Source organism: Saccharothrix hoggarensis (assembly GCF_042678885.1).
GTDB lineage: Bacteria > Actinomycetota > Actinomycetes > Mycobacteriales > Pseudonocardiaceae > Actinosynnema > Actinosynnema hoggarensis.
In genome coordinates, this window is record NZ_JBHTLK010000224.1 from 1 (window position 1) to 11,372 (window position 11,372).

Below are 11,372 nucleotides of genomic sequence, written 5' to 3' on the forward strand. Positions count from 1 at the left end.
GCAGCCGTCGTGGCCGCAGACGGGTTCGCAGCCGGCCCAGCCCTCGCCCGGGTGGCCGCAGCAGGCCCCCGTCATGCCGCCGCCCGTGGCCGCGCCGCAACCCGCGAACTGGGGTCCGCCCGGACCGCCCCAGGGCTGGGGCCCGGCGCCCGTGCCGTACCCGGGGCAGCCCAAGAGCAAGGGCCCGCTCGTCGCGATGCTGGCCATCGGCTTCCTCGTGATCGGCATCGCCACGATCGGCATCGTCGCGGCCAACGGCGACTCCACGCGGGCCTCCGACTCCGGCAACGCCGGGTACTCGACCAACACGTACTCGCCGGACCGCACCACCACCACGACCACCACGACGACGACCACGTCCGAGCGCACCACCACGCGGTCCACGTCGACGTCCACCACGAAGGCCGGCCCCAAGGCGTCCTTCACGCTCGGTGACAACCCGATCCACGCGGCCGGCCTCGGCGCGTTCAACATCGACGGCTGCCCGTTGCCGGGCATGGACTACTCCCCCGCCGGCCAGGACCGGTTCCTGCGGGCGGCGCTGCCGTGCATCGAGGCGATGTGGGAGCCGTCGTTCCAGCGCGCGAACCTGCCCTACCAGCCGGTGGAGCTGGTCATGGTGACGTCCCAGATCACCAACACGTGCGGCTCGATGGGCCCCGACCGCACCGCCATGTACTGCGACGGCACGATCTACTGGACGCCGAACCACTACGCGAACGAGCAGGGCGCGGCGAACCCGAACCACCCCGGCAAGTACCTGGGCCAGCTCGCCCACGAGTACGGCCACCACGTCCAGTGGCTGTCCGGCATCCTGCGCGCGTCCGGCCAGGCGCAGTACGAGAAGGGCGGCTGGGACACCCCGGAGGGCCTCGACATCAACCGGCGCAAGGAGCTGCAGGCGACGTGCTTCGGCGGGATGACGCTCGCGCCCCTCTCCCACGGCGCCGTGCCCGGTGACGTCATCTCCGTCGCCCTCTCCGACGCCGGGAACCGCGGCGACTACCCGATCTACCCCAACCGCGACCACGGCGCGCCGGAGCGGAACGCGGCCTGGGTGAACCACGGGTTCAAGAACAACGAGACGAGCGCGTGCAACACTTGGGTGGCGAGCGCGGCGGACGTCAGCTGACCCGACTGGAGGACCGTGCACACGCCCGAAGAGCCCAGGAACAACCCGATCGTGCTCATCGGCGTGTTCTCGTTGATCGTCTTGTGCGTGCTGGGCCTCGGTGGCGTCACGCAACTGGAAGTGTCCCGGCAGATCAGCGGACGCGCCGTCGCCGCACCGGGCGCGGTGACCGGGGAAACCGCGGAGACCGAGGCGCCGAGGCCGCGCGCGGTGCACCGGCTGGCCGACCACCCGCTGCTCGTGACGCCCGTGCGGCTGCCCGCGGTGCCGTGCCCGCTTCCGGGGTTCGGGGTGTCGGACGCCGAGCTGTCGGCGTACTACCGGGCCGGGGTGCTGTGCCTCGACGCGGCGTGGCGGCCGGTGCTGGAGCAGGCGAACCTGCCGTTCGACCCGCCCGCGCTCGACACCGCGCCGGACCTGGTCGAGGGCCCGTGCGGCTCGGCGCCCGCGGAGAGCGAGGCGGTCGCGTACTACTGCGGTCGCAACAGGACCATCTACATGCCGACCAAGCGGCTGCGCGACAACGGCGGCGGTGAGCGCCCCGGGTCGCACCTGGCGACGTTGGCGCACGAGTACGGGCACCACGTCCAGGCGTTGACGGGGATGCTGCGCGCGGCGGACAGCAAGATCGTGGACGCGGGCGAGGAGACGCCGGCGGGGCTGGAGATGTCGCGGCGGATCGAGTTGCAGGCCAACTGCTTCGCCGGGATGTTCCTGGTCGCGGTCTCGGAATCGATCGGGACGGGGCTCGCGCAGGAGGCGGCGGACGACTTCCAGTACGCCGTGGAGGAGCCGCCGGAGAAGAACGCGCACGGCAGCCCGGACAACCAGGCGGAGTGGGCGTCGCACGGGTACACGACGGGCGTGACGTCGTCGTGCAACACCTACGCGGCCCCGGCGGACGCCGTCGCCTGAGCGCGCCGGGTCAGCAGGTAGGCGTAGAGGCCGCCCGCGAGGCCGCTCAGGCACGTCAGCAGGAGCGCCAGGCGGGTGTCGAGCGGCATGCCCTCGGGGGTGGCGGCGGCGGCTTGGACGGTGAACTCGCCGCTGGTGTCGGCCGGGACCACGACCTCCACCACCTCATCGCGCAGGTGACCGCAGCCGTCGAGCTTGGCGGTGTGCGTTCGGCCACCGATCGTCAGTTCGACCCGGTCGTAGGCGTCCGGGTCGCCGCAGGAGGCCGGTGCGACGACGGTCGCCGACGCGTGCTGGACCTCCGGAGCGGTGCGCGGCCACCACAACGCGACCGCTGCCGCCACCCCTGACAGGCCCACGACCAGCAGTACCAGGGCCCATCCGGCCGGGCTTCGCGGAACCGCCACAGGGTGGATGGTCGCAGACGGGGTGGCCGGTTGTCGTGGGGGCGGAGGCGGCCGCCCCAGCCCCGGACTTCACCCGATCGTGATCTTGCCGTCCCTCGAACTCCTGTTCGAAAATAGACCCATGACCTCCACTGCGAAAGCCTTCGACCCCACCGGCCCCCGAGTCCACCGCCGCCTGCCGCACGGCGTGCTGCGGCGAGGTCTCCGTCCTTGGGCCTGCCCGCCGCGTTGGAGAGCTTTGACGTGCGGCCGCCTCACAGCGCCCCGCCAAGACCTCCCGCCACCCTTCGGTTGACGACCGCCGCCGGGCCGCCGGCCGCCGCCGGGCCGACGACTGCCGCCGGATCGACCACTCGGATCAGCCGATCACCACCTTCCAGCCGACCCCCGCCCTCCGGCGGACCGCGCACAGACCTCCAGTCCACTTCGGATTCGCCAGGCGTCTGCCGCCGATCACCACCACCGCGGCGTTGTCCGACGAACCCTCACACCACCGGAGAACGGCGGCCACCGTCGTTCTGCTGTGGACGCCGGCCTCCCCCATCCGCGCCCCCCGACGGAGGAGGCCGGCCCATACCTCGACCGCCCACCACCTACCCACCCCATCGGCCGCCGCACCGCAGGGAGCGGCAACACCCGACCGCAACCCAACAACCCGAGAGCGGCGGCGGCCCTGACCCTCAGCAACCGCTGAAGCACGCCCACCGGCCGTCCAGCCGCACGCACGCACGCACCACTCACCTCGGCCGGCCCAAATCTGCCCACGCCACCCACCGTGGGCGGGTGGGGTGGTTGGGCGTCGGGTGCGAAGCAGAATATGGAGGTGTCGACTGCTGCCAGGGTGCTGGTGATCGAGGACGCCGAGGCGATCGGGGCTGCGGTGAGTTCCGCGTTGCGCGACGCGGGTTACCAGGTGCAGGTCCGGCCGGACGGCCGCGAACTGGAGGGCGACCTGGTCCGGTTCCGGCCGGATCTGGTGGTGCTCGACGTGATGTTGCCCGGTCGGGACGGCTTCACGTTGTTGGAGGTCATCCGGCGCGCGAGCGGGGCCGGGGTGGTCATGTTGACCGCTCGGGACGGGGTGTCGGATCGGCTGCGAGGGCTCGACCGGGGCGCGGACGACTACGTGGTGAAGCCGTTCGTCTTGGCCGAGTTGGTGGCGCGGGTGAGCGCGGTCCTGCGGCGGCTGGGGCGGACGCCGTCGACCGTCCAGATCGGTGACCTGGTCGTCGACGCCGACTCGGCGGTCGTGTTGCGGGGCGACGTCTCGGTCGATCTGACCGCCACCGAGCTGCGGCTGTTGCGGTACCTGGCGGCGCAGCGGGGGCGGGTCGTGGGGAAGACGCAGATCCTCACCGCGGTGTGGGGCTACGAGGACTACGACCCGAACCTGGTGGAGGTGCACGTCAGCGCGCTGCGCCGGAAGTTGGAGGAGCACGGTCCGCGGTTGCTGCACACCGTGCGCGGGCTCGGTTACGTGCTCAGAGCGGACGAGACGTGAGCCTCCGGACCGTGTCGCTGCGGCGGCGGGTCGCGCTGTCGGCGATCGGCGTCCTGGGCGCGGTGCTGATCGGGGTCGTGCTGGTGGTGGACGGGTTGTTCGCGGCCCAGTCCAAACGGGACGTCGAGACGGCGTTGCTGGAGAAGGCACGGGTGGCCCAGCAACTCGTGATGCAGGGGGTGCGCGGCGCGAACCTGGTGAACCGGCTGCAAGGCCGAGGTGTGGAGGTCCGGCTGGTCATGCCGGACGGGGCGGTGTTCGGAGCGGCACTGGACGAGGAGGTGGCGAACGGGACCACTCGGGACCTGCCGGACGGGTCGAAGATCACGCTGTACGCCGAGTCGTCGGTCATCACGGCGGCGCAGGTCAGGTTGCGGCGGTTGCTGCTGCTGGTCGGGTTCGGTGCGGTGGCGGTGACGGCGGCCGCGATGGTGTGGGTGGTCCGACGGGCGTTGGCGCCGTTGGACGCCATGACCACGCTGGCCCGGAACATCGCGCGCGGTGACCGGGGCCACCGGCTCAACCCGTCGCGGTCGGACAACGAACTCGGCCGCACGGCGGCGGCGTTCGACGACATGCTGGACTCGTTGGAGGGATCGGAGGAGCGGACGAAGCGGTTCGTGGCCGACGCGGCGCACGAGCTGCGCACCCCCATCGCGGGTGTGCAGGCGGTGGCCGAGGCGCTGATGCAGACCGCCGGCGCGGAGGAGCGGGAGCGGTTGAACCTGCTGCTCGTGCGGGAGTCGCGGCGGGCCGGACGGCTGGTGGACGACCTCTTGGCGCTGGCCAGGATCGAAGCGGGCCTCGAACTGCACCGGGAGCGGGTCGACCTGCTGGCGTTGGCCGAGGCCGAGGTGGGTCGGACGCGGCTGCTCGCACCCGACTTCGACATCGCGGCCGAGGGCGAGTCGGCGTTCGTGTCAGGCGATCCGCAACGCCTGGCCCAGGTGCTGGCCAACCTCGCCGACAACGCCCGCCAAGCCACCGGGCCGTCAGGGCGGGTGCGGCTGAGGGTGTCGAGGACGGGCGCCATCGCCCACCTGACCGTGTCCGACAACGGCCCCGGCGTCGCACCCGAGGACCGGGAACGCATCTTCGACCGGTTGGTCAGGCTCGACGAGGCCAGGGATCGTCGGTCCGGCGGCTCGGGTCTCGGTCTGCCCATCGCCCGCGGCGTCGTGCGCGCCCACGGCGGAGAGCTGACCTGTGTCGACCCCCACCACCTCACCGGCTCGACCAGGCCCAACGGGTCGATCGGCTCGACCAGGTCGATCGGGTCAACCGGGGCGACCGTCGCGGGTCGAACGGACGGCCCGGTGGCACACGGCCTCGTGGTGAACGGCCCGGCGGTGAGCGCCGGGCAGGTGCACGCCGGTCAGGCGAACCCTGCGGCGGGCGCAGGGCAGCCAGACGCTGGCCAAGCGGGTGCCGAGCGGGCCGCTGTCGAGCAGGTCGCCGCCGAGTGTGCGGACACCGAGCAGGCGGGTGCCGGGCGGGTCGGCGCTGGGCAGACCGGTGCCGGGCTGGTCGGCGCTAAGCGGTTCGCTGCTGGCCAGACGGCTGCCGGGCGGGTCGGCGCTGGGCAGGCAGGTGCCGAGCGGCCCGCTGCCGGGCAGGTTGGCCGTGGGCAGGTGGGGGGCGGGTGGGCTGGCGATGGGCGAGCGGAGGCCCCGCCGGTGGTGGGCGGGGCCGTGTTCGAGGTTCGGATTCCGTTGGCTGAGTGAGGCCAGTGGGGAGAGGGGGCGTCAGGCTTCTTTGGGTGGGGTGACCTTCTTGACGTAGAGGAGGCGGTCGCCCGCTTCCACGGCGTCGGCCTCCGGGGCGTCCACCCGGTAGAGGACGCCGTCCCGCACCACGCCCAGCACTATGTCGGGCAGGTGGCGGGGTGAGCCGCCGATCTCGGACGGCTCCACGTCGCGCTCGGCGATCGACAGGCCCGCGTCGGGGGTGAGCAGGTCCTCGACCATGTCGACGACGGACGGGGTGGCGGTGGCCATTCCGAGGAGGCGGCCGGCGGTCTCGCTGGAGACCACGACCGAGTCCGCGCCGGACTGGCGGAGGAGGTGTTCGTTCTCGCGTTCGCGGACCGAGGCGACGATCTGCGCCTTGGGCGCCAGCTCGCGCGCGGTGAGGGTGACCAGGACCGCGGTGTCGTCGCGGTTCGCGGCGACGACCACGGCGCGTGCCCGCGGGACGCCCGCGACGCGCAGCACGTCGTTGCTGGTGCCGGTGCCGTGCACGGTCACGAGGCCGATGGCCGAGGCGGCGTCCAGCGACTCCTGGGTGGTGTCCACGACGACGATCGAGCCGGGGTCGACGCCGTCGCCCATGAGGGCGCTGACGGCGGACCTGCCCTTCGTGCCGTACCCGACGACGACCACGTGGTCACGCACCTTGGTCCTCCACTTTTGGATGCGCAGCGCCTGCCGAGAACGCTCGGTGAGCACTTCTAGGGTCGTACCGACCAGAACGATCAGGAACAGCACCCGCAGGGGGGTGATCACGAGGACGTTCACGAGCCGGGCCGACGAACTGACCGGCGTGATGTCACCGTATCCGGTGGTCGACAGCGACACCGTGGCGTAGTAGACCGCGTCCAGGAAGGACAGGCCGTCCTCGTTGACGTCACGGTAGCCGTCGCGGTCGAAGTAGACGATCAGCACGGCCGACAACAGCGCGGTAAGCGCGCCGATGACCCGTTTCAGGATCGCGCGCACCGGGCTGTGGACGGTGTCCGGCATCCGGATCACACCGACCAGCGAGTGTCCGGGCCGATCGGCCAGCGGTGCCCCGGGATGAGATCGGCGGATCATGACAACCTCTCCGGCAGTAGTCGCCACAGCCGGGCGGCGGCCTCGGCGCCGCAGAGCAGCAGTGGCACGACGACGCGCTCGTTCGGCGCGTGGATGCGATCATCCGGCAACGTCGCGCCCAGGTACACCACCGGCACGCCGAGCCAGCCGTGCAGCAGCGCGGCCGGCCCCGAGCCACCCGTCCGGCTGAACCTGACCGGCTGTTCGAACGCGGCCTGCACGGCGTCACGCACCGCACCCACGGCCGGGTGGGACACGTCCACCGCATAGGGCGGCGCGCCGTCACCGCGCGTGATCACCTCGGCGTGCAGGCCGTCCGGCGTGTGCTTGGCGACGAACTCGCGCAACGCGTCGGCCACCCGTTCGGGCCGCTGGTCGGGCACGAGCCGGAACGACAGCTTCACCGACGCCTGCGCGGGCACGATCGTCTTCAGGCCGGGCCCGGTGTACCCGCCGTGGATGCCGTTGACCTCGGCGGTGGGGCGCACCCACACGCGTTCCAACGTCGACCAGCCGGGCTCGCCCGCCAACCCCTGCGCGCCGCCCGCGTTCGCGAGCCACACGGCCTCGTCGAACGGCAGCGCGGCGTAGTCGGCACGCTCGGCCTCGGTGGGCTCGACGACGTCGGCGTAGAAGTCCCGCAACCGCACGCGCCCGTCGTCGTCGTGGAGCGCGGCGACGAGCCGGGCGATGGCGGTGGCCGGGTTGGGGACGCTGCCGCCGGCCCGGCCGGAGTGCACGTCCGACGTGCCGCCGGTGAACACGACCTCCGCGCCGTACACGCCGCGCTGGCCGGTGCACACCGTCGGCGCGTCACGCCCGTACAGCGGCGTGTCGGTGAACACCACCAGGTCGCACGCGAGGTCGTCGCGGTGGTCGTCGAGCAGGCGGGTGAGGTGCGGCGACCCCGACTCCTCCTCGCCCTCGACGAACAGCTTGAGCGTCACCGCGGGCTGCGCCGCGCCGGTCGCCGCCAGGTGCGCCTTGACGCCGAGCAGGTGCATCGCGACCTGCCCCTTGTCGTCGCTGGCGCCGCGCGCGAACAGCTCCTCGCCGACGAGCGTCGCCTCGAACGGCGGGTGCTGCCACTGCTCGACCGGGTCGACCGGCTGCACGTCGTGGTGCCCGTAGACGAGCACGGTCGGCGCGTCGGGGTCGGCGGCGGGCCAGGAGGCGTAGACGGCGGGCAGGGCCGGTCCCTCGTCCCAGACCCGGACGTCGGGCCACCCGTCGCGGCGCAGCGCCTCGGCGAGCCAGCGGGCGGACGCGCGCACGTCGCCGTGGTGCGCGGGGTCTGCCCCGATGGACGGGATGGCCAGCCACTCGCGCAGGCCGACCAGGAAGTCGTCGGCGAACGCCGCCACCGCCGCCCGCTCGGGATGTTCGGGATTTTCGGGATCACCGCTCACGGTGCGGGAGGATAACCCTGGCAGCGCCCGGCGGTGGCCGGCATGACAGGGTGAGCCGCATGGAACCCACTCGTTCCCGCTCCTGGTCGGCGCTCGCGCTGGCCGGGCTGCTGGGCGCGGCCGGCGTCACGCACTTCGCCAAGCCGAAGCCGTACGACGCGATCGTGCCGCGTGCGCTGCCGGGCAAGCCCCGGACCTGGACTTACGTGTCCGGAGCCGTCGAGGTGGCGCTGGCCGCGGCGGTCGCCGTGCCGCGGACCCGAGGCCTGGGCGGGAAGCTCGCCGCCGGGTTCTTCGCGGCGGTGTTCCCGGCCAACGTCAAGATGGCCTACGACTACCGTGCGAAGTCGCCCAAGGCGAGGGTGATCGCGTTCGGGCGGCTGCCGCTCCAGGTCCCGCTGATCCTGTGGGCCTTGCGTGTGGGACGCTCAACCCGCTGATCACTCTCGGCACTGGGTTCGACACCCAGCGCGCCCGAGGGGCTGTCATTGAAACCGCAACCAGTCCTAGGATGCCCGAGTGCAACCGCTCCTCCACCATGCCGCGTCGGCGCTGGGTTGGCGCGGCATCGTCGTCCCCGACGTCGCCGTGCTGGGTCACCAGGTGTCGGCTGTCGTGCGGGTTCGTGCCGACGTGCACGAGTGGCGCAGCGCGAACGGCTGGCCGCCCCAGGCGGACCCGTCCTGGTTCCGCTCGTGGTTCGAGCCGGCCGCGCACGACCAGCTGCCCGTGCCCGCGGTGGAGCTGGTCGGCGTCCTGGTGGGTGAATCCACGGTGGACCGCGCGTTGCAGTCGTGCGGGACGTTGATGACCCTCGCGCCGTGCTCCGTGGTGCTGCCCGCGCCGCAGGGCGCGCAGTCGTGGCCTCTGATCGAGCTGGACTACTACGGCATCGGCGTGGTGGCGGTCGACTCGTCGGGCGCGGCCGAGCTGATGGTGCCGCCGGAGGACCGGTCGACCGAGTTCGGCCCGTCGCTGTTCGGGCGGTGGCTGCTCGAGGTGCTGTACGACCGGGTGCTGAAGGAAGTCCCCGCGCACGCCCGCGTCACGACCTAGGCCGGATCACGGGATCAGCGGATCCGGGATCAGGGGGTCGCGCCGGGTCGCCGGTGGTCGCGCCGGTCACTGAGTCGCGTCGGGTCGCCGGGTCGCCGGAACGGGTCGCGGCGGTCACCGAGTCGCGGCGGTCACCGAGTCGGGTGGGTCACTGCGGGATCGAGCGGATCAGCTCGCGCAGGCCGTCCGCGTCCAACAGGTCCGCGGGGCGGAGGGTGCGGTCCTGGCGGACGTAGTGGAACGCGGCCCGCACCTTCTCGACCGGTGAGCCGGTCAGCGCCGCCCACGCCAGCCGGTACGCCGCGAGCTGCACGGACAGCGCGGGCAGGCGGTCGTCGTCCGGCACGGCGCCGGTCTTCCAGTCGACCACCGTCCAGCCGCCGTCGTCGTCGGCGAACACGGCGTCCATCCGGCCCCGCACCGACAGGCCGTCGATCTCCGTCTCGAACGGCACCTCGACGTCGTGCGGCACCCGGTCGGCCCACTTGCTCGCCAGGAACGCCTCCTGGAGGCGGGTGAGGTCGGCGTCGGGCGCCGCTCCCTCGTCGGCCGCGCCGGGGAGTTCGTCCAGGTCGAAGAGGCGGCTCGCGCCGAACCGCTGTTCCAGCCAGGTGTGGAACGCCGTGCCGCGGCGGGCCAGCGGGTTCGGTGGGAACGGCAGGGGGCGGCGCAGACGTCGGGCCAGGAGGTCCGGGTCGGCGGCCAGCTCGACCAGTTGGCTGACCGAGAGGTGGTCGGGCAGGACGACCCGTTCCCGGCGGTCGGCCGCGGCGGCGCGTTCGGCCAGCAGCACGTCGACGTCCCGCGACCAGCCCTCGGGGTCGTCCTCCGAGTCGTCGGCCGGCGGCGCTTCGGGGAGGTCTCCGGCACCGGCCTCGGCCTCGGGATAGTCGTCCGGCTCCGGCGGCACGTCCTCGGGGAACAGGTCTTCCGGCAGGTCCGCAGGCGGCAGGTCTTCCGGCGGCAGGTCGGCGGGCGGCAGGTCTTCCGGCGGCAGGTCCTCGGGGAGCAAGTCCTCCGGCGGCAGGTCGTCGGGCGGCAAGTCCTCCGGGAAGGCGTCCGGACGCACGTCCTCCGGCGGCACGTCGTCGTCCGGCGGCTCGGGCGGCAGGTCGGCGTCGGCGTCGGCGTCGGCGTCCGCGTCGGCCGGTCGGGGCAGCCGGGACAGGTGGCGGTCCAGCGCGGCCAGCACCAGCTCCGCCCCCTCCTTCACCGCCTCACGGCGCTTGCCGAGCGGGTCGGCGGGCCACTGGGCGGTCTTCGTCTGCGACGCGAGGGGGTTCGGCTCGTCGTCGGCGGGCCTCGGCGCCCAGTTCGCGATGTCGGCCGGCGGGTGGTCGGCGGCCAGCACGGACTCGCGGATCTCCGTCAGGAACGCCGACGGCCCCTTGGGCTTGTCGCCCGTCTCACCCCACCAGTGCCCGGACACCAGCAGGCTGTGCTCGGACCGGGTCAGGGCGACGTACAGCAGCCGGCGCTCCTCCACCAACCGCCGGGCGTCGAAGTCCTCCTCGTGCTTGACGAGCGCCTCCTCCACCTCCTTGCGGTTGGCGCCGGGCGCGATGCGCAGCTGGGGCAGGTCCTCGGCGTCACCGCGCAGGTCGGCGGGCAGCTCGGCCACCGCCCGCAGCCAGCTGGACGACTTCTTGCGCCCCGGGAACACGTCCTTCACCACGTGCGGCACGGCGACGATGTGCCACTCCAGCCCTTTCGCCGAGTGCATGGTCAGCACCTGCACCCGGTTCTCGGCGACCTCGACCTCGCCGGGTTCGAGACCGTCCTCGGCCTGCTCGGCGGTGTAGAGGTAGTCGAGCAGCGCGGGCAGGGTCGCGGACGGGCTGGCCGCCGCGAAGTCGGCGACCACGTCGGCGAACGCGTCGAGGTGCGCCCGGCCGACGCCGCCGGGCCGGGACATCGCCTCGATGTCCAGCAGCAGGGTGCGTTCCACGTCGGCGACCAGCTCGGGCAACGGCTGGTCGAGGCGGCGGCGCAACGCGGCCAGCTCGGCGCCCAGCCTGCGGATGCGCCGGTAGCCCTCGGCGGAGTACGCGGTCGGGTCGCCGGGGTCGTCCAGCGCGTCGGCGAGCCGCGCCTGCTCGCCGTGCTCGCCGGGCAGGGCGTCGGCGAGGACGGCGAGCC

Annotated in this window: 10 protein-coding genes; 6 read left to right on the plus strand and 4 right to left on the minus strand. The window is 73.0% G+C overall.

Features of this window, described 5'->3' with window-relative positions:
• Together ACFQ3T_RS29480 and ACFQ3T_RS29485 are read left to right on the plus strand one after the other, a co-directional pair.
• Positions 1 to 1,132 (plus strand): neutral zinc metallopeptidase (locus tag ACFQ3T_RS29480; RefSeq protein WP_380728156.1); only part of this gene is annotated, 1,132 nt, incomplete at its 5' end.
• A 15-nt stretch (positions 1,133 to 1,147) separates the two neighbouring features.
• Positions 1,148 to 2,047, plus strand: coding sequence for a neutral zinc metallopeptidase (locus ACFQ3T_RS29485; RefSeq protein ID WP_380728158.1), 900 nt, complete (start codon positions 1,148 to 1,150; stop codon positions 2,045 to 2,047).
• Here ACFQ3T_RS29485 and ACFQ3T_RS29490 read toward each other — a convergent pair.
• Positions 2,017 to 2,454: a hypothetical protein gene (locus ACFQ3T_RS29490; protein ID WP_380728160.1), complete on the minus strand. Its 438-nt coding sequence runs from the start codon at positions 2,452 to 2,454 to the stop codon at positions 2,017 to 2,019. The two genes, ACFQ3T_RS29485 and ACFQ3T_RS29490, sit on opposite strands and share 31 nt — an antisense overlap.
• A gap of 817 nt (positions 2,455 to 3,271) precedes the next feature.
• Between ACFQ3T_RS29490 and ACFQ3T_RS29495 the strand changes: the two genes are divergently transcribed.
• Both ACFQ3T_RS29495 and ACFQ3T_RS29500 read left to right on the plus strand, forming a co-directional pair.
• Positions 3,272 to 3,955 carry a response regulator transcription factor gene (locus ACFQ3T_RS29495; RefSeq protein WP_380728162.1) on the plus strand — a complete coding sequence of 228 codons (684 nt, stop codon included), beginning with the start codon at positions 3,272 to 3,274 and terminating at the stop codon, positions 3,953 to 3,955.
• The gene (locus tag ACFQ3T_RS29500; RefSeq protein WP_380728164.1) at positions 3,952 to 5,679 is read left to right on the plus strand and encodes a sensor histidine kinase; all 1,728 of its coding nucleotides are present in this window, start codon (positions 3,952 to 3,954) and stop codon (positions 5,677 to 5,679) included. Before ACFQ3T_RS29495 ends, ACFQ3T_RS29500 begins: the two co-directional genes overlap by 4 nt.
• 21 nt (positions 5,680 to 5,700) lie before the next feature.
• On the opposite strand, the gene ACFQ3T_RS29505 is transcribed toward ACFQ3T_RS29500, so the two are convergent.
• On the minus strand, positions 5,701 to 6,768 hold the full coding sequence (locus ACFQ3T_RS29505; RefSeq protein WP_380728166.1) for a potassium channel family protein: 1,068 nt from the start codon (positions 6,766 to 6,768) through the stop codon (positions 5,701 to 5,703).
• Positions 6,765 to 8,177 (minus strand): M20/M25/M40 family metallo-hydrolase, encoded by a 1,413-nt coding sequence (locus tag ACFQ3T_RS29510; RefSeq protein ID WP_380728168.1) that lies wholly within the window; start codon positions 8,175 to 8,177, stop codon positions 6,765 to 6,767. Before ACFQ3T_RS29510 ends, ACFQ3T_RS29505 begins: the two co-directional genes overlap by 4 nt.
• 59 nt (positions 8,178 to 8,236) lie before the next feature.
• Here ACFQ3T_RS29510 and ACFQ3T_RS29515 point away from each other — a divergent pair, with 59 nt between their 5' ends.
• Together ACFQ3T_RS29515 and ACFQ3T_RS29520 are read left to right on the plus strand one after the other, a co-directional pair.
• A complete protein-coding gene (locus ACFQ3T_RS29515) occupies positions 8,237 to 8,617 on the plus strand; it encodes a DoxX family protein (RefSeq protein WP_380728170.1) in 381 nt (126 codons plus the stop codon).
• 79 nt (positions 8,618 to 8,696) lie between these two features.
• On the plus strand, positions 8,697 to 9,233 hold the full coding sequence (locus ACFQ3T_RS29520; protein ID WP_380728172.1) for a hypothetical protein: 537 nt from the start codon (positions 8,697 to 8,699) through the stop codon (positions 9,231 to 9,233).
• A gap of 148 nt (positions 9,234 to 9,381) precedes the next feature.
• Here ACFQ3T_RS29520 and ACFQ3T_RS29525 read toward each other — a convergent pair.
• Positions 9,382 to 11,372 (minus strand): PD-(D/E)XK nuclease family protein (locus tag ACFQ3T_RS29525; RefSeq protein WP_380728174.1); only part of this gene is annotated, 1,991 nt, incomplete at its 5' end.